Raw genomic sequence first — 18,525 nt, forward strand, 5'->3', positions numbered from 1 at the left:
TTCATATTCTAATATCAATATATTTTTAAAAAAAGAAAACGTTCCTAAATTTTCATATAAATGTTCATTTTTTCTAGAAAATTGTATAAATTTACATAATATTTTATTCTTTAGGGATTTATTACATCCCCACTCTAACTATATTGTTTATTGCTCTATATTTATCCTTTGAGACAAGCTTTTTCTCTATTAATTTTTCATTCTCATAAATATATTTATAAACATTAACTATATATCCATTTTTCCCTACCTTTTCTACATATCTTTTTCCTTCTTGAATATTGTTATCATATTTTATTTTATCCATAGGTTCTAAAATCTCTAAAATTTCACTTTCAATTTTATAGCTTTTCTTTTTCATCTCATTATTAGAATATATATCAAAAGACAATATATTGTTTTCAGTGTACCCATGAATATATATAGGATAAGGCAGATTATTTTTAAATTTTAGATCTATGGTACCATAATTCACAGTAGCATCTTGTCCTAAAGGTACATAAGTAATATAAAGACTATGTGGTCTTCTTTCTACTATTTCTAAATCAGAGTTTAGCACTGCATTATAAAGTGTAGTAGAAACTTGACAAATCCCTCCACCTAAGTCATCTATAAACTCATCACCGACAATCACAGAAGCTTTCTCATATCCCTTACTATAGGTTCTTTCACCTACAATATTATTAAAACTGAAAATCCCACCAGGCATTATCACTGTACCATCAATTGCATTAGTAGCTAGCCTTATATTGTTCGATCTCTCACTGGAAGAACTATTAAAATTAGTATTACATCTTGTTATGCTTGCATTAATTTTTGAAAGTTCTTCTCTAGTACCCTTTGGCTTAACTTCATTTATAGTAGCATGAATAACTATATTCTCTATATCTATATTGATGTCTATATTTTTAATTATCTCTTTTTTTAATAAATCTCTATCTAATTTTTTACCTTTTATTTCATCTGATATTTGAAATTTTTCATTATTAATTAGTTTAATTTTACTATCAATAGCTTTTACATCTGTTTGACTTTCAATCTTAGCTATAATGCCATCTATAGCCTGTTCATTAAAAGTCAATTCAGCTTTGATATTTATATAGTTTGGCTTAGTAATAACGAACGTCTTCTTAAATATATTAAAATTTCTACCATAGGCAAAAGCTTCATTTAGTGCCTTATCAACATTGAACTTAACCCCTAACTCCATATAATCTGTTTTATATATTTTGTCTTCTACTAATATTTCTAATGTTTTATTATATATTTTCTCTTCTAAATCTCTATGTAAAACTGTCTTACTTTCTTCTATTTCTAAATCATATACGGGGATATTTTCAACATGTACATTAGGGTATATCAATTTATCATATTTTCTTATCGTAAAAAAACCAAAAGATAAAATTCCACAAAATAAAAAAAAGATTATAATTAATGTTATTGATAGTATTTTACTTTTCACATGATACACCTCCACATTTAATTATATGAATGTACTTATAGGTTAAGCATAAAGAAAATAGAAAAATAGTTTTCTATCTATAACAAAACATAGATTTTTTTACTTCCTTATGATAATATTAAAAACAATGATACTATTAATAAATGGCATTAAATACATATATTACAATTAAGGGGTGTTATTATGTACAATATAGAAGAAATTAAAAATTATCTAAAAAATATATTATTAATACCGAGTCCATCAGGATATTCTGAAAAAATAATGAACTATATAAAAAGTGAACTAGACAAACTAAATATAGAATATAAAACCACAAATAAAGGTGCACTTATTGCTACAATAAAAGGTGTGAACAATGAATATCAAAAAACACTATCTGCTCACGTAGATACTTTAGGAGCTATGGTTAGCGGCATAAAAAGCAATGGGAAACTATCTTTAACTCCGCTAGGTGGATATATGATGACATCAATTGAGGGTGAAAATTGCACTATTGAAACTGTTTATGGTAAAACTTATGAAGGTACAATTCAAACTATAAAACCATCTGTTCACATTAGTGGCTCAGAAGCTAAAGACTTAAAAAGATCCGCTGAGAATATGGAAGTAATTTTAGACGAAAAGGTATTTTCTAAAGAAGATGTTAAAAATTTAGGAATTGAAATTGGAGATTTTATATGCTTTGACACAAGAACCAGATTTACTGAAAGTGGATTTATAAAATCAAGACACTTAGATGATAAAGCTAGTGTAGGAATATTATTATACACATTAAAATATATTGTAGAAAATAAAATAGAGCTTCCTCATACAATAAACATATTTATAAGTAACTACGAAGAAATAGGACATGGAGCTTGTTCTTCAATACCTGAAAATACAAAAGAATTTATCGCTGTTGATATGGGGTGTCCTGGACTTGAGCAAAATTCTACAGAATATGCCTGCTGTATAGCTGCTAAAGATTCTTCTGGGCCTTATGACGTAGAATTAAGAGTAAGATTAACAGAGCTTTGCAAAGCTCATAATATAGATTATAGAATTGATGTATACCCTAACTATGGTTCTGACGCTTCTGCAGCTTTAAGAGCAGGATATGATATTAAAACTGCATTAATTGGAGCTGGGATATTTGCTTCTCATGGATATGAAAGAACTCATGTTGATTCTATTTTAGCTACAGTAGATTTAATAATTAAATATGTTCAAGAAGAAGTTAAATAGAAAAAGTCGTGGTAATACCACGATTTTTTCTATTTAATGGACAATCGACAATTATAGTGAAAATTAGTTTTAATCAAACTAATTCCTTTGATAAATTTTCTAATAAAAACGATTGTATTGCATGAAAAGAAATCATCTGAAACTTCTCTTATAAAAGAGAAGTTTCAGATGATTAAATAACATAATTCTAATAAATGCATAGATTGAATTTGAAAGTAATATATATTTACTTTGATAAATTTAAAACAAATGATGAATATTATATATTTTTTGTTAATAAGCTTTACATCTGTAGTATTTTAAATTATGATAATACAATTAAGGGGGTGTTTCTATGATTAGCTTAAGCAAAACTCCTTACATTCCATCAATGACTATTAAGGAAACTCAAACGGCAATCAAGGAAATAAAAGTATTTTATGAAAAAAATTTAGCTAAAACTCTCAATCTTTCTAGAGTTTCAGCACCACTATTTGTGAGAAAATCATCAGGACTTAATGATACCTTAAATGGAGTTGAAAGACCTGTGTCTTTTGACATACTTCATACTGGTGAAGAATTAGAAATTGTCCAGTCTCTTGCAAAGTGGAAACGACTTGCTCTTCATGAATATGATTTTCAAGTTGAAGAGGGTCTTTATACTAATATGAACGCCATTAGAAGAGATGAGCATCTAGATAATATCCATTCTATATATGTAGATCAATGGGATTGGGAAAAGATTATAGATAAATCTTCAAGAAATTTAGACTATCTTAAAAATACTGTAACAAGTATTTATTCCGTATTTAAAGACACAGAAGACTACCTTTTTGAAAAATATCCTCATTTAGGTAAAAAGCTTCCATCTGAAATAACCTTTATTACTTCTCAAGAATTAGAAGATAAATACCCTAATTTATCATCTAAGGAAAGAGAAAATCTTGCTGCTAAAGAATATGGTGCAATTTTTATCATTGGAATAGGAAACGAGTTGGCTTCAGGAAAAAAACATGATAATCGTGCAGCAGACTATGATGACTGGGAGTTGAATGGAGACATTATCTTTTGGAATCCATTACTTGAAGAAGGTTTAGAGCTTTCTTCTATGGGTATAAGAGTAGATAGTGCTGCTTTAGACCGTCAACTTAGAGTTACAAACTCAGATTTCAAAAGAGATTTTCAATTTCATAGTTCAATACTTAAGGATGAACTTCCTTATACCATCGGTGGGGGTATAGGTCAATCTAGAATGTGTATGTATTTTTTAAACAGGATACATATTGGTGAAGTACAATCCTCAATTTGGCCTTTAGATATGATAGATGAATGTAAAAAACACAATATACATTTACTATAAAAATTATATATTTTAGAGAACAGTAAATTGTCTTTTCAAAACTATCCTTTAGTAATATTTACTCAATGATAGTTTTGAATTATTTTTATGCCTATTTTCTACAGTTATTATTATAATTCTAATTTTTTATACTCTTCTGTGAAGTAAAAAATCGTGACTAAAAGTCACAATTTTTCATAACACATATCTTCATATTATAGAACTATATATTAACTTGATTTTTTAAGTTTTCTCTTCCAACTAGGTGTTAGTAATTCTTCAATAATGTTGCTCATCACTGCCACACCACATAATTTCTCTTCGTCATCTATTACCGGTAACGAATAAAGTTCATATTTTATTGAAAGTTGAACAGCTTTTTCTATATCATCGCTATCTTTTACTAGTAGAACTTTTGTATTCATTATAGATTTTAATTTTGAATTAGAATCTGCTAAAATTAAATCTCTTAAAGATATAAAACCTTGAAGTCTTTCATTCTGATCTACTATATAAATGTAATGTGCAACCTCGTCATCTGGCTTTAGTGCTCTTAAAATATCAATGGTTTCACTAGCAGTTATATCAATATTTATAGAAATAAAGTCAGTGTTCATTATGCTACCTACCATTTCATCTTCATATTCCATAAGATCTCTTATCTCTAGCTCATCTTCATCATCAATATTTATTAATAAATCTTCTTTAGTTTCATCATCCATCTCTTCTAAAATATCAGCTATTTCGTCATTAGGCATAACATCTAATATTTCTTTTGCCTTTTCACTACTAAGATTTTTTAAAATATCTATTTGGATTTCCGTTTCTAATTCTTCTAGTGTATCTGCTGCAAAATCATTTTTTAATCCTTCAAATATTTTTCTTCTATCCTCTGAAGATAATGCCCTAGCAATTTCTGCAAGTTCTACAGGATGAAGTTCTGTAAGTTTCTTATATGGCTCACTAAGTCTTAATCTATCATCAATCATTTCTATAGATTGAACACTTTCCCAAGTTATAGAATCATCTTTAACTTGCCTATTTATAAATCTACAAAATCCTTTGACTAAACTTTCCATTCCAAATCTTCTAGATAAAGATAGTAATCCAGATTCCACTTCTAAAACTCTTATTTCTCCTGCTGTCTTTATCATCTTTAAATCATTAACTTTAATAACTTTTTTACCATTAATATCAACAATTTGTTTATCTAAAAGATTTTTAGATAATAGATAGGAATACCTTCTAGGGATAATATCTTTCGCGCCTATAACCTTTACCATATAAGCTGATTTTTCTTTATAAATATCTATATTTCTAAATTCAAAGTTTAACACTTCTTTACCTTTTTTAATTTTGTAGCCTATAGCCCTTGGATATCCTGACTCTGTAGTTACATATATATCTATCAATTTACCTATATTATCATCTAATTCATCATACATATAGGCATTTAAAATATTACTTAAAAAGAATTCATTTAGCTTTTTCATAGATATTCCTCCTTTTGCCAGAGAAATATCTATTATCTTTTTGAACAGAAAGTTATTAAATCATAAATATTTCTCTGAAACTTATTTAATTTTAACGTTGACTCTCTAGTTCGAGGGCCACTTTCCATTCAATCTCACCACCTAAAACAAATTTAAATTAGAATTTCTCTTATAGAAAATATATTTATACGCAATAAAAAGCTCACTTAAATAAAGTGAGATCTCTAGCTATAAAATTATGTTTGAGTTTTAGCACTATATAGCTTTGAACATTATGCCAGCTACATTAAGTAAAACCTTGATTCGGTAGTACCTGTTAACCCACTTACATCTCTCGATGTTTCTGGGAAATGGCATATATATGCTGCCTTAAAAATTAATATATAGCCAAATATAACTACACCATTAAGTGTTTCAATTCACAATGCAAAATTCACAATTAAGGTTGAAATTATTTTTGATCAAAATAATTTCTTTAATGGATTTTTTAACTGGCAATACAATTGCTAATTATTATATGACGAGCACTGCTTACCGCTACGGTTAATCAATTCTAAATTTCTCAGTTACTACTGAGAAATATCCAAAATTGTGAATTCAATAGTTTCAATTTCTATGCCAATAAACACCAATCACTTTCACATATATATTAATTTTAGAGCTGGTATATCTATAGGAGTCTCACCTAAGGTTAATTATTTAAATTATTTAACTTAATTAAATCATATAAAATACCTTCTCCTATATTATACAATAAATAACTTTAAATGTAACCATATCAGTAGCTAATTTAATAAGATTTTGATGAAAAATTAGTAATATTGTTGATTTAATAAAAATAAATCTTTCACTTGTAAAATATAAAATTTATAAATATTTTATTATTGTGAATTAGATATACCACTTCTAAATTTGATCTATCTCTAAAAATAATTAATACTTATTAGTATCATTCCCAAAAATATCAAATTCACAATTTACAATTAAAAATTTTAAACATGTTAAACAGGGGCTTAAGTTTATACACCATATGATTTCTAGGTTACAATCCTTGCAGATAGAGGCTTTAAAAGTGTTGACCTATTTGAGTTTATAGACAAAAATTTAAATATTATATTCGATGTACAAAGGATTTAGAAATAACAATTTCTAATAAGGCTAAAATCAAAAAATTAGAAGATATAACTCCTTCAAAAGGAAGGACAAAGCATTTTTTCAATATAAAATTAACAGCTCAAAATTATGTTTGCAACATGGCTGTTTGTAAGGCTCAAGGTGCTAAGGATACTTGGTTTATAGCTAATAATTTAGAACAACCACTTGCCATTAGAGAATATAAAAAGAGATTTGATATAGAAGAAATTTTTAGAGATTTTAAAACTGGTGAATTTAATTTAGGGGGTACTCGGACTGACAATATCAGTATGCAAGAACTTTATATTTATGTGTTTGTATAGCTTATTGCCAGATGATAACTCTTGGAACATCTTGTACTAAGGGCAAAAAGAATAAAATTATTGGAGCTACAAAAACATTACAAGGAACCCAAGTTAGAATTTATAGCCTGTTTAGAGCTGGTATTAAACCTCTGCGAGATGTATTACAGCCCACAAGATGAAGTGCGGAGCATTGAGTTATTGAGAAAAGGCACGGAGAATATTATGCATGAGGACGGGCAGGCTTACGGCTTACCCGCTTATTCTAATCTTAATATAAAATTATTACAGCAAAAAACATAAAAACGCCATATTTATATTATATAATTAAGATAAAAACGGAGGTGCAATATGCCGAAAATTTTAATAGCGGACGATAACAGTCAAATTGTGTCCATTTTATCCGATTATGCAAAGAAAGACGAATACATTCCAATATCTGCATTCGATGGACTTGAAGCTATACAAAAATTTGAAAATGAAAATCCTGATGTAATTCTACTTGACGTTATGATGCCGCAAAAAGACGGTTTTGAAGTTTGCAAAAATATACGGAGAAAATCAAATGTGCCAATCATTATGATAACGGCGCGGAGTGAAGATTTTGAAAAAATCATGGGGCTCGACATTGGAGCGGACGATTATATAACAAAGCCTTTCTCACCCGGTGAAGTCATGGCGAGAGTACGGGCAATTATGAGAAGAATAAACCATGAGGATGAAAAGACCGCGCAGATTTTTGAGTTTGATAACTTAAAAATAAATCTTGACGATTACGTTGTTTCCATTAATGAAAACATAATTTCGTTGACAAAGAAAGAAATTGAAATTTTATGGACGCTTGTGACAAATAAAAATAAAGTCTTTTCACGAGCTAGCCTTTTGAACAGACTGTGGGGGTATGATTATTTGGGCGATAACAGAACGGTTGACAGCCATATAAAAAGGCTTCGCGCTAAACTTGACGAGCAAGAACATGAAACATGGGAAATTAAAACCATATGGGGCGTGGGATATAAATTTGAGGGGTGTTCAGATGTTCAAGAATAAGATAGCGGTTAAATTAAGCCTTTATTTCGCAAGCGCATTGTTTTTATTTTCGATTATTATTGGTATTAGTTTTATGCTTTTACTTAGAAACAATACGATAAGGATACATGAAAATCAACTTTCGGAACGAGCGGAATCTATGGCGTCAACGCTTTCCAAATACATGGATGGTTATTCCGGCATGGGTGGCAGCAGCATGGGTGGCAACGGCATGGGCGGCAACGGCATGGGCGGCAACGGCATGGGCGGCGGTATGGGTTCGGGGTATGGCGCGTATTTTCAATTTCTCAGCGATATTGCAGGAACTGATGTTTGGGTTGTTGACAGAAACTTAAACCTTGTGACAAGTGGTATGGGGCACGGCATGGGGCGGAGACACGATTATACCTATTCGGATTTACCGGAAAATGCGGAAATGCTTATTATTGATGTCTTTACAGGAAAAACATTATTAAGTGAAGAATTTAGCGGATTATTTGCCGAATCAACATTGACGGTAGGAGCGCCTATAATAAATCCAAACAATGATGTGATAGGCGTTGTATTGCTCCATTCACCCATAAGCGGTATTGATGAAGCGATTACACAGGGCGGTAGATTGCTTGCTATAAGTTTAGGAATCGCTCTTCCTTCCGCTTTTTTACTGTCGTTATGGCTTTCTAAAAACTTTACAGACCCTATCATCAGCAAAGAAGCGCGGGACGCTCTCAGGCTTGAACATACAAGGCGCGAGTTTGTGGCAAACATATCCCATGAACTTAAAACCCCCGTCACGGTTATTCGTGCCTCCCTTGAGGCTTTGGTTGACAAGGTTGCTACCGACCCTACGCAAATAGAGGATTATCATAATCAAATGCTTTGTGAAGCTACTTTTTTACAAAGACTTATAGGCGATTTATTAGATTTATCTAAATTACAAAACATGGACTTTGTTATAGAAAAACAGGACATTTCTCTTTGTGATATTGTTGACGATATAACAAGGAGTGTCCGCCATATTGCAGTAAAAAAGGGAATAGAATTAAATATCGTTAAAAATGATACAGATTGCATAATTAACGGAGATTACGGGCGTATCCGCCAAATGCTTATGGTTATTCTTGATAATGCTGTAAAGTTTTCGCCGGAAAAGGGTACCGTTGATATTATTCATAAAAATAGAACTCTATCCATACGAGATTACGGCATAGGAATATCAAAAGCTGATTTACCCTTTATTTTTGACAGATTCTATAAAACAAACTCCGAGCAAAACAAGACCGGCACAGGATTAGGGCTTGCCATTGCGAAACAAATTGCCGAAAGGCATAATATCGAACTTTCGGTTCAAAGCAACGAAGGAGCAGGGGCGGAATTTATTTTTCAAATGCCATGAAAATACCTTATAAAAAACATAATTTCGCCATAAATATAAGTTATTATATAATCACAGCAGGAAACAACTGGCTGAATAAAAAAATAAAAGAGGTTTTTATTATGAAGAAAAGAATTTTTGCAATCACATTAACGTCTCTGTTCGTTTTAAGTATGTCGAGTACAGCTTTTGCAGCAGGTTTTGGCAGAGGGGCTGGAGCTGGCATGGGTAGAGGTGCTGCCGCTAAAGCAGAAAGTGGATTTGAGTTTGGAATGGGCAGAGGTGCTAACCCTGACAATCCCGGACTGGGACTTGGTATCTGCGGCGGTGGTTACGCTTTCATGTGGGAGGAAAACGGTAACTTTCTCCACAAAGAAGCGTTTGAAACAAGAATTGACAAAGCTATTAACGACGGTTTAATAGCCTCTACCGACAAAGCGGATATGCTTGAAATGTATGACTATTGTGCGACTTACGGCCGCGGTGCAACCGGTGTACGTGGGAGTGTACGTGGCGGTGGACGTGGTGGTTGCATATGGTTTTCCAACACACCATAAATAATAATCCAATAGCAAAGCATTAAACGCAAATACATTTATATCATTAAGATAGGGAATTTTAACCCTGTCTTTTTTTCTGTCTGTTTTCTAAAGAAAACAGAACGTTCCTTGACAAAACAGCCCTAAAGGGCACTACTGTTCTCCAGAGGTGGAAAACTAGCAATACATTGCTAGTAAAAATTAATTTCAGCCATAATTGTGAATTTGAATACTTAAAAGTGTAGCTATATTTAGCTATACATTAATTTTAAAAATAGTTTATCTATAAAATAAAGTGGTGAATAACTCACCACTTTATTTCATTTTTCTATTTCTTTATGGTCTACTTTTTCATCTTTATTTTGTATTTCCTCAGTTTTATTTTTAAATAAATCATTTATATTTACTCCAGTTAATGCATTAACTGTTTCTGGAAGAGAACTCATTATGTCAGTTACATACTTAGTAACCTTTGAAGCTCCTTTTCCGCTTCCCTCTCCACTATCTATAATAACAATCTTCTCAGTTTTTGATAATGGATCTGCAACTGCTTTTGCTATATCTGGTAGTTTATCTATTATCATTTGAGTAACTGCAGCATCATTATACATTTTAAAAGCTTCTGCTTTTTTCATCATTGCCTCCGCCTCTGCACGTCCTTTCTCTCGTATAATATCTACTTCTGCCATCCCTTGAAGTTTTAATGCTTCTGCTTTAGCTTTACCTTCAAGTTCTATAGCTCTTGCTCTAGCCTCAGCATCAGCAATTTCTTTAAATTTAACTGCCTCTGCCTCTTTTTCTTGTTTGTATTTATTAGCATCTGCTTGTTTTTTAATAGTTGCTTCAAGCTCTCTTTCCTTTCTCAAGGATTCTTGAGTGGCAATTTCTATTTCTCTTTCCTTCTTAACAAGTTCTATCTTCATATTTTCATCAGCAAGTTCTCTTTCTTTTTGCTTTCTTAATATTTCAACTTGCATTTGTGTTTCTGTAACTTCTTTTTGAACCTTATTACTTTCAATTTGATATGCAAGGTCTGATACAGCCTTTGCACTTTCTTGCACTTTTCTATAAGCTTGAACTTTTAATTCTTTTTCTTTATTAGATTCGGCAATTTGAGTTTCTGCAAGTATTTTAGCTGCCTCTCCTTCTCTATAAGCTTGAGAAGTTTTTACATGAGTTTCTTTTTGCGCCTCTGCCTGAGCTATATCAGCATCTCTTTTAACTTGAGCAACTCTTGGACGACCTAAGTTAACTAAATAGTTATCATTGTCAGATAAATCCTTAATAGTAAAAGCTTTAATTTCTAATCCTAACTCTGCCAAATCTACCGCTGCAACTTCTTGAACTCGAGAAACAAATTTTTCTCTATCTTTATATATTTCTTCAACTGTCAGTTTTGAAATAATTTCTCTTAACTTACCTTCCAGTACATCCTTTGCAGTATCCTTGATATTTAATATAGTATTAGCCTCATTTCCGGTATTAAATTGTTCTATTGCAGATAAGATAGATTCTGTTGTAGATTTAACTTTAACAATAGCTACTCCATCTGCTATTATTCCAACACCCTGCTCTGTTAAAGCTCCGTCAGTTCGTACATCAATTTTCATATTCTCTAAAGATATAACATCAGTTCTTTCTAGTAGAGGAAAAACAAATCCTCCCGCTCCACTAATTACTCTCTTCTTAAGACCAGTTACTACCAATGCCTTATCTTGAGGCACCCTCTTCCATAGTGAAAATAACAATAAGATTAGTAATAATAATACCCCTAAAATTACAAGAGGAATAAAGAAAGGTGAATTCATAATTATTGCTCCTTTATATTAATAATTTTACAATTTTTCCACATAAAATACCTGATTTTCGATTTTTTTTATACATACTAGAGTATTTACATCTAATTGCTTTAAGTTTATTTCTTTAGCTGGCGAAGTCATTTTAACTCCATTATATACGTAAGATATTCGCCCAAAACCATTTTCATATACTGTTGTAGTAACCACTGCCTTTTCGCCAATTAAATTTTCTGTCTTCATATCAAAGCTTTCTTCTATTTCTTTAAGTGGCTTTATTATAAATTTGCTAATAATTTTAGATGTCCCGAGTCCTAAAGCTATAGATATTGCTAATGTATAATACCATTTAAAATTCTTTTCACTTAAATACATACCGCAGCCAGTAAAAACTGTTAAAAAAGCCATTATACAGGTCCCATTAATATGCATAACATTTGCTAATAAATCATTGGGCAAATCCATCCCATCCAAATTTATCCCGTGAAAAATTCCTCCTAATATAAACATAAGACCTGCATATAAAACACAAAATATAAATCCTTTTTTATATATTTCAAATGCCATTCACATCACCCTTCTAAAATATTACATAATAATATCAATTTGACTTTATAACATGTCCCTATATGAATATTCATACATAATTTTCTCAATACATCTCATACTAAAATTAAGAAATTAAAATCTTAAAATAAAGGAGTGATATATAATGAATAAAGAAAGAGAAAAGTTTGATGTAAGTAATCCTAAGGGTACACCTTATGTCAAAATGAAAATTGATGATTATGTAGATCCTGATTTAACTGTTCCTAATGAAGATGTGGACTTAAAGGATGAATTTTCCAATAATGGTCTTCCAACTAAAGGTCAAGTTAATAATGTTAATACTTCTATTCAAGATTTAGTTGAAGGATTGAATTATGAGTACGATGATCCTAGAAAATAGTTAAAATTTCATCTTCCGTAATAACTATAACTTTAAGAACAAACAATTTATCTTCTAAAGATAACTAGTCATTATGGCATAAATATCCTTTTCATATTTGACTAGTTATTTTATCTCAAATTTGAAAACAATTAGTTCTAAACTATATAGGACGTTTTTTATTTTATTATTTTAAAATCATATTCTAGAACTTAAACTCATGTCTTTAAATAAAAAACTCATATTTACCCTTAGTTATCTATATGTATATTTTATAATTAAGTCTATTATAAAAAATTAATTCTACCTTTAAATCAAAAATCCTTCATATTTATAGTATATTTCCATTATATGATTGCTTTTCCTATAGTTATCCTCATTTTAAATAATTTATAAGAATATATTGTTATTCATATTTTTTAATACTTGTGTTAATATTAGGCTATGTTTTAAATTCTACTTAAAATTAAAATATTTTATAATAAATTATTAACAAAAGATAATTTGATTATTAATAGATTATACTATCTCTATGGAGGACTTTATATGAAATTAAATACAGAATTTTTACCTATAAATAAAGAAGATATGAAAAAACGAAATATAGAACAGTTAGACTTTATTATTATTACTGGTGATGCTTACATAGACCATCCTTCCTTTGGTACAGCCATTATAGGAAGGGTTTTAGAAAGTGAAGGATATACTGTTGGAATAATAGCTCAACCTAATTGGAACAGTGTTGATGATTTTAAAAAATTAGGCGAACCCAAATATGGCTTTTTAATAAACTCTGGTAATATTGATTCTATGGTTAATCATTACACTGCTTTTAAGAAAAGAAGAAGTGATGATCTATACTCTCCTGGCGGGAAATCAGGATATAGACCAAATAGAGCAGTTATTGTTTATAGTAATAGAGCAAGAGAAGCCTATAAAAATGTTCCAATAATTATTGGTGGTATCGAGGCTAGTCTTAGGAGATTTGGTCACTATGACTATTGGGATGATAAGGTTAGAAAAAGTATTCTTATGGACTCTAAAGCAGATTTATTAATATATGGTATGGGTGAAAGACCTATATTAGAAGTAGCTAAATTTTTAAGTTATGGAAGTTCTGTAGAAAGATTGCATCATGTAAGAGGAACATCTTATATAACTAAAGATATTTCGGGTATTAAAGACTACATTCTACTTCCTTCTTTTGAAGAAGTTTCTACGAATAAAAAAGCTTATGCTAAAAGCTATAAGCTCTATTCGAAAGAGCAGGATTCTATATGGGGAAAAACTTTAATTGAACCTTATGGTGATAGATACGTGGTACAAACCCCTCCTCAGCACCCACTGACAGAAGAAGAAATGGATAGAGTTTATAATCTTCCATATACAAGAACCTATCATCCAATTTATGAACCTATGGGAGGAATTCCTGCATTACAAGAAGTTAAATTCTCAATTACAAGTCATAGAGGTTGCTTTGGAAGTTGTTCTTTTTGCGCCCTAACATATCATCAAGGAAGAGTAATACAAAATAGAAGTCAGCAATCTATAATAAATGAAGCCAAACTTTTAACTGAGGATAATAATTTTAAAGGGTATATTCATGATATTGGTGGACCTACTGCTAATTTTAGACATAGAGCTTGTAAAAAACAATTGAAACATGGAGTATGTAAAGATAGACAATGCATGTTCCCTGCTCCTTGCAAAAACTTAATTGTAGATCATAGCGAATATTTAAGTCTTTTAAAAAAAGTAAGAGCTCTTCCTAAAATTAAAAAAGTATTTATTCGTTCTGGTATACGCTATGATTATCTAATGGAAGATAAAAATACAAAATTTTTTCATGAGCTTTGTGAACATCATATCAGCGGACAACTTAAAGTTGCTCCAGAACATATAAGTGATAAAGTATTATCACAAATGGGTAAACCTAAAAAACAGGTTTATGATAGTTTTAAAAAGAAATATGCAGACATAAATAAAAAGCTAGGAAAAAATCAATTTGTTGTTCCATATTTAATGTCTAGCCATCCTGGTAGTGATATAAATGCAGCTATTGAACTTGCAGAATATATTAAAACTATGGGACATATGCCAGAACAAGTACAAGATTTCTATCCAACTCCTGGAAGTCTTTCAACTACTATATATTATACTGGTATAAACCCTATAACTGAAAAAGAAGTTTATGTACCTAAAGAACATAAAGAAAAAAGTATGCAAAGAGCACTTCTACAGTTTCAAAATCTTGAAAATCACGCCTTGGTTAAAAGTGCACTAATTAAAGCAAATAGAAGTGACTTAATTGGATTTGGACCAAATTGCTTAATTGCTCCTAGACCTATAAAAAAGCAAGGTTATCAAGGAAAAAATAAAGTGAAAAATCAAGATATTAGTAAAGAATCCTATAAAAGTAAAAAAGGTTTAAAATCATCAAAAGGGTCAAAAAAATTGTAGTAATTTCTTTGATAATTTTAGAATTACTAATTAATATTATTTTAAATTGAGTTATAATTACATAAAAATAGAAAAAATATATCTCAAACTTAAAAGAATAAATATTTAAGTTATCTCTATTTTATTACGTAAAAAATAAAAGCATTAAAATTTCATTGCTATCAGCAATGAAATTTTAATGCTTTCTTTAATTTAAATAGAAAACAAGCCGTTTTCTAGATAATTTTAAAAATTATTTTGAGAAAACTCCTTTTTTATAATTTTGTCTAAATTTTTCTAGTCCATAAACCATAGTTATTACCCATAATATCTCACCAACTAGCTTTGCTCCAAAAAATTTCGCATTTACCACTGTTAAAAGTACTGAAGTAAGCGTTAGCAAGGAAGATATTAGTATCAATAATGAGCCTAATTTATTTGAATATTTATATCTACAAGCTCTAATTCCCATAACAAAATATATTGTATTTATTATACACAATATTAAGTACATATTATAATCTTTTTCAAGTATTATAGTATATCCATATAGCTCCGATAAAGTTGTTTTTATTGGTGCCTTTACTGCTATAAATAAATAAATCACTAAAAATATTGTACTTATAAAATAAAAATAGTTAAGTTTAATTTTATCATTTCTAGAGAAAATATAAATACATATAAATCCTATTATTGGTAAATAAACTATTTCTAAAAACATTATTGGTTTTAATAAGTACATATATAGTGGTCTTTGATTCAAATATAGGAGCAAAAGTGAAATATATCTTAATACTACTAAAATTAAAGCCATTACTGTTATATGCTTTATTTTTTCAGGTGCATAACTTATAGACGTAGTAATTCCCTCATAGATTAGCATTATCATGCCCAATATACATGCTAAATAAATATATCCTACCAAGTTATCGTCTCCATTTCACTTATTCTTAGTAATATATATTTATTATTTTAACTAATTATGATAAATAATTACATTCTCTAAGATATCCTAATACTTTAATTGCTCTTCTTTCACATTTTATATAAAGTGGGAAATCTGGTCCTTTTTCTCCATCAATATCTGTTGCTATATCTTCATCACATTCAATAATTAACTCATCTGTTTTAAAACATAGAACTCCATCCATATCATAAATATCTCTTTTTGTAGCCATTATAAATAGATTATTTAAAGCATTTTTTATTACATCACTTTTTATAACAATTACATCTAAAAGCCCATCATCAGCTTCAGATTTTTGTGCTAATTTTATATTCCCTGCAGTTTTGCCATTAAAAACTAATAGTGCATACATAAGTCCATCATAGTTAACCTTAGGTGAAGTTATTTTTACTTTAAGTTTTCTTATATTGGGAATTTGTTCTAAACCCTTAATATAATATGCTAATTTACCCATTGTATTCTTCATACTAGTATCAGTTTTCTGAGATACATCAGTAAAAATACCTGTACTTGCTACATTTACAAAATATTTATCATTTATTTTTCCTAAATCTAAGTATTTAACTTTACTTTCTAATATTTGTCTTAACGCCTTCTCTATATCCTGTGGCATTCCCATAATATTTTTTGCAAAATCATTGGCTGTCCCTACTGGTAGCACTGCTATTGGCAGGTCTATATTTCTTTTTTTCATATGATTTACTACAGAATCAATAGTACCATCGCCACCTGCAATTAATATATATTTAAAATTATCATCTATACCTATAAATCCATCTTCTATACTTTTATTTCTCTCTATCCTATAAGGTTCTACAAAAAAGCCATATTCTTGGTGTATTTTTATAACCTTGTCTAAATCATCTATAATTGCATTTTCACCTGAATAAGGATTGTATATAAACTTAACCTTTTTCATGACTTTCCTCCTAACTAAAAAATAACACATTATTTAATAATTGTAACCTCTATAGTATTTTTAGACAAGGTATTTCCAATGAATTTATACTTTATAATTTATTATATTAGGTCTCTGAAAAAGCAACACTCCAAAGATATTAGTATATTTTATCCATGTAAAATATACTAACTAGTCATATATTTTGCATTAGATGTGAAGATAAATGTGAAGCTCACATGGCTAAAGTTACGTACTTCTAAGATTACTCTTAGACTTTCCCACATCATCCCCCTCGTAACCTACTATGTCTATGGGCGTTAGCTCGGATACTTCCTACCCTACTTTATTTCAATTTAGTAGAAGATTATTGATTGTTCTAAGTCTTTTAAAGAGAAGGACTACATGGAATAGATATTTCTTTTAAAGTTTCACCAATCTCCTCTTTTGGAATTCTTTCAACTGCTAAATCTCCTAATGATACTATTCCTTTTACTTCTTCATTATCTTTTACTATTATTCTTCTAATTTGTCTTTCACTCATAACTCGAGCAGCTTCTGTTACAGCTTCATCACTATTCAAGCATACAGGATTGGATGTCATTACTTCTCTAATAGTAGTGTTTTGCGAATTCTTTTCATCCGCTATTGCTCTAACTACAATATCCCTATCAGTAATTATTCCTATTACCTTGTCATTATCATAAACTGGAACTGCACCAATATCATGTTCCTTCATCATTTTTGCAGCCTTATTTATTGGTTCATTGCTGTTTACCTTTACAATTTCTTTAGTCATAACGTCATTAATTTTCATAATATCACCTCTATCATATCTTACCCACTTATTAATCTGAATATTTACACTTTCATGTTTTATTAGGGAAAACTTATAAAATTATTATAATTTAATTAAGAAAGCTTTTAATACTCTTATATTAATTATCAAACTATAGTATAATAATCATTGTCTTTATACTTTATTTATACTAAATTTATAGCAATATTAATAGAAATTCGTTGATGATGAGAGGTGATATCATGCAAAAATCATCTATACCAAATTCACTTACATTTGGTAATTTAATTTGTGGAGTTTTATCAATTCAGTTTACAATGCAACAAAATTTTAAAGTAGCAGCTGCATTAATACTTCTTGCAGGTGTATTCGATCGATATGATGGTACTGTTGCAAGACTTCTAGGTGTTTCAAGTCCTCTTGGTAAAGAACTTGACTCACTAGCAGACTTAGTATCTTTCGGTGTTGCACCTTCAATGTTAATATTTACCCTTTATAGATTATCAAATCTAGGATTTATTGGATATAGTACACTTATAATATTCCCTGTAGCTGGAGCTTTTAGATTAGCCCGCTATAATAGCTCAGAATTTAATAATGTATTCACAGGAATTCCTATAACTATCGCAGGCAGTATTATGGCTATATATGCCATCTTTACAGAAAACATGCAGCCTAGAATTACTGTGACTGTTATACTTATGTTAGTTTTTTCTTACCTTATGGTTAGTAAACTACAAATTAAAAAAAGATAAGAAAAGTGGTAACTAAACGTTACCACTTTTCCATTTATAGTATATAACTCACTAATGTTTGTGA

Annotated in this window: 16 protein-coding genes and 1 riboswitch; of the genes, 9 read left to right on the top strand and 7 right to left on the bottom strand. The window is 29.8% G+C overall.

What is annotated here, in order from left to right:
- Nucleotides 1-121 precede the first annotated feature (121 nt).
- Complete coding sequence (locus B2W91_RS17705) at nucleotides 122-1,462, bottom strand: VanW family protein (protein ID WP_291583316.1); 1,341 nt, start codon at nucleotides 1,460-1,462, stop codon at nucleotides 122-124.
- 183 nt (nucleotides 1,463-1,645) lie between these two features.
- Between B2W91_RS17705 and B2W91_RS17710 the strand changes: the two genes are divergently transcribed.
- On the top strand, nucleotides 1,646-2,689 hold the full coding sequence (locus tag B2W91_RS17710) for a M42 family metallopeptidase (RefSeq protein ID WP_414633135.1): 1,044 nt from the start codon (nucleotides 1,646-1,648) through the stop codon (nucleotides 2,687-2,689).
- Nucleotides 2,690-3,023: 334 nt separating this feature from the next.
- The gene (asnA, locus tag B2W91_RS17715; protein ID WP_291583317.1) at nucleotides 3,024-4,028 is read left to right on the top strand and encodes an aspartate--ammonia ligase; all 1,005 of its coding nucleotides are present in this window, start codon (nucleotides 3,024-3,026) and stop codon (nucleotides 4,026-4,028) included.
- Nucleotides 4,029-4,237: 209 nt separating this feature from the next.
- On the opposite strand, the gene B2W91_RS17720 is transcribed toward asnA, so the two are convergent.
- A complete protein-coding gene (locus tag B2W91_RS17720; protein ID WP_291583319.1) occupies nucleotides 4,238-5,500 on the bottom strand; it encodes a magnesium transporter MgtE N-terminal domain-containing protein in 1,263 nt (420 codons plus the stop codon).
- Between the two features lie 227 nt (nucleotides 5,501-5,727).
- Nucleotides 5,728-5,884, bottom strand: a riboswitch (M-box (ykoK) riboswitch).
- An 869-nt stretch (nucleotides 5,885-6,753) separates the two neighbouring features.
- Between B2W91_RS17720 and B2W91_RS17725 the strand changes: the two genes are divergently transcribed.
- From B2W91_RS17725 to B2W91_RS17740, 4 genes are all read left to right on the top strand, one after another.
- On the top strand, nucleotides 6,754-6,957 hold the full coding sequence (locus B2W91_RS17725) for a hypothetical protein (protein ID WP_291583321.1): 204 nt from the start codon (nucleotides 6,754-6,756) through the stop codon (nucleotides 6,955-6,957).
- A 330-nt stretch (nucleotides 6,958-7,287) separates the two neighbouring features.
- The gene (locus tag B2W91_RS17730; protein ID WP_291583323.1) at nucleotides 7,288-7,986 is read left to right on the top strand and encodes a response regulator transcription factor; all 699 of its coding nucleotides are present in this window, start codon (nucleotides 7,288-7,290) and stop codon (nucleotides 7,984-7,986) included.
- Nucleotides 7,973-9,361, top strand: a complete 1,389-nt coding sequence (locus B2W91_RS17735) for a sensor histidine kinase (protein WP_291583325.1) — start codon at nucleotides 7,973-7,975, stop codon at nucleotides 9,359-9,361. The genes B2W91_RS17730 and B2W91_RS17735 overlap by 14 nt, the downstream gene beginning before the upstream one ends.
- A gap of 101 nt (nucleotides 9,362-9,462) precedes the next feature.
- Nucleotides 9,463-9,897, top strand: coding sequence for a hypothetical protein (locus B2W91_RS17740; protein ID WP_291583327.1), 435 nt, complete (start codon nucleotides 9,463-9,465; stop codon nucleotides 9,895-9,897).
- A 302-nt stretch (nucleotides 9,898-10,199) separates the two neighbouring features.
- Here the strand turns inward: B2W91_RS17740 and B2W91_RS17745 are convergent, their stop codons facing one another.
- Nucleotides 10,200-11,687, bottom strand: coding sequence for a flotillin family protein (locus B2W91_RS17745; RefSeq protein WP_291583329.1), 1,488 nt, complete (start codon nucleotides 11,685-11,687; stop codon nucleotides 10,200-10,202).
- 27 nt (nucleotides 11,688-11,714) lie between these two features.
- Entirely contained in the window at nucleotides 11,715-12,242 is a 528-nt protein-coding gene (locus B2W91_RS17750; RefSeq protein ID WP_291583331.1) for an NfeD family protein, read from the bottom strand.
- A gap of 145 nt (nucleotides 12,243-12,387) precedes the next feature.
- Here B2W91_RS17750 and B2W91_RS17755 point away from each other — a divergent pair, with 145 nt between their 5' ends.
- Both B2W91_RS17755 and B2W91_RS17760 read left to right on the top strand, forming a co-directional pair.
- A complete protein-coding gene (locus B2W91_RS17755; protein WP_291583333.1) occupies nucleotides 12,388-12,624 on the top strand; it encodes a hypothetical protein in 237 nt (78 codons plus the stop codon).
- A gap of 525 nt (nucleotides 12,625-13,149) precedes the next feature.
- On the top strand, nucleotides 13,150-15,063 hold the full coding sequence (locus B2W91_RS17760) for a YgiQ family radical SAM protein (RefSeq protein ID WP_291583336.1): 1,914 nt from the start codon (nucleotides 13,150-13,152) through the stop codon (nucleotides 15,061-15,063).
- A gap of 232 nt (nucleotides 15,064-15,295) precedes the next feature.
- Here B2W91_RS17760 and B2W91_RS17765 read toward each other — a convergent pair whose 3' ends face one another.
- From B2W91_RS17765 to B2W91_RS17775, 3 genes are all read right to left on the bottom strand, one after another.
- A complete protein-coding gene (locus B2W91_RS17765; protein WP_291583338.1) occupies nucleotides 15,296-15,967 on the bottom strand; it encodes a hypothetical protein in 672 nt (223 codons plus the stop codon).
- Between the two features lie 55 nt (nucleotides 15,968-16,022).
- Complete coding sequence (locus tag B2W91_RS17770; RefSeq protein WP_291583340.1) at nucleotides 16,023-16,928, bottom strand: YegS/Rv2252/BmrU family lipid kinase; 906 nt, start codon at nucleotides 16,926-16,928, stop codon at nucleotides 16,023-16,025.
- 367 nt (nucleotides 16,929-17,295) lie between these two features.
- Complete coding sequence (locus tag B2W91_RS17775) at nucleotides 17,296-17,724, bottom strand: CBS domain-containing protein (RefSeq protein WP_291583342.1); 429 nt, start codon at nucleotides 17,722-17,724, stop codon at nucleotides 17,296-17,298.
- A 224-nt stretch (nucleotides 17,725-17,948) separates the two neighbouring features.
- Here B2W91_RS17775 and pssA point away from each other — a divergent pair, with 224 nt between their 5' ends.
- Nucleotides 17,949-18,461, top strand: a complete 513-nt coding sequence (pssA, locus tag B2W91_RS17780; protein WP_291583343.1) for a CDP-diacylglycerol--serine O-phosphatidyltransferase — start codon at nucleotides 17,949-17,951, stop codon at nucleotides 18,459-18,461.
- The last annotated feature ends 64 nt before the right edge of the window (nucleotides 18,462-18,525 follow it).

Source organism: Clostridium sp. UBA6640 (assembly GCF_002455975.1).
GTDB lineage: Bacteria > Bacillota > Clostridia > Clostridiales > Clostridiaceae > Clostridium_J.

Coding starts and splice junctions, on each gene's coding strand:
- B2W91_RS17725 (WP_291583321.1), top strand. CDS start 6,754: ATGGCTGTTTGTAAGGCTCAAGGTGCTAAGGATACTTGGTTTATAGCT.
- B2W91_RS17735 (WP_291583325.1), top strand. CDS start 7,973: ATGTTCAAGAATAAGATAGCGGTTAAATTAAGCCTTTATTTCGCAAGC.
- B2W91_RS17710 (WP_414633135.1), top strand. CDS start 1,646: ATGTACAATATAGAAGAAATTAAAAATTATCTAAAAAATATATTATTA.
- B2W91_RS17755 (WP_291583333.1), top strand. CDS start 12,388: ATGAATAAAGAAAGAGAAAAGTTTGATGTAAGTAATCCTAAGGGTACA.
- asnA (WP_291583317.1), top strand. CDS start 3,024: ATGATTAGCTTAAGCAAAACTCCTTACATTCCATCAATGACTATTAAG.
- B2W91_RS17745 (WP_291583329.1), bottom strand. CDS start 11,687: ATGAATTCACCTTTCTTTATTCCTCTTGTAATTTTAGGGGTATTATTA.
- pssA (WP_291583343.1), top strand. CDS start 17,949: ATGCAAAAATCATCTATACCAAATTCACTTACATTTGGTAATTTAATT.
- B2W91_RS17770 (WP_291583340.1), bottom strand. CDS start 16,928: ATGAAAAAGGTTAAGTTTATATACAATCCTTATTCAGGTGAAAATGCA.
- B2W91_RS17750 (WP_291583331.1), bottom strand. CDS start 12,242: ATGGCATTTGAAATATATAAAAAAGGATTTATATTTTGTGTTTTATAT.
- B2W91_RS17740 (WP_291583327.1), top strand. CDS start 9,463: ATGAAGAAAAGAATTTTTGCAATCACATTAACGTCTCTGTTCGTTTTA.
- B2W91_RS17775 (WP_291583342.1), bottom strand. CDS start 17,724: ATGAAAATTAATGACGTTATGACTAAAGAAATTGTAAAGGTAAACAGC.
- B2W91_RS17730 (WP_291583323.1), top strand. CDS start 7,288: ATGCCGAAAATTTTAATAGCGGACGATAACAGTCAAATTGTGTCCATT.
- B2W91_RS17760 (WP_291583336.1), top strand. CDS start 13,150: ATGAAATTAAATACAGAATTTTTACCTATAAATAAAGAAGATATGAAA.
- B2W91_RS17720 (WP_291583319.1), bottom strand. CDS start 5,500: ATGAAAAAGCTAAATGAATTCTTTTTAAGTAATATTTTAAATGCCTAT.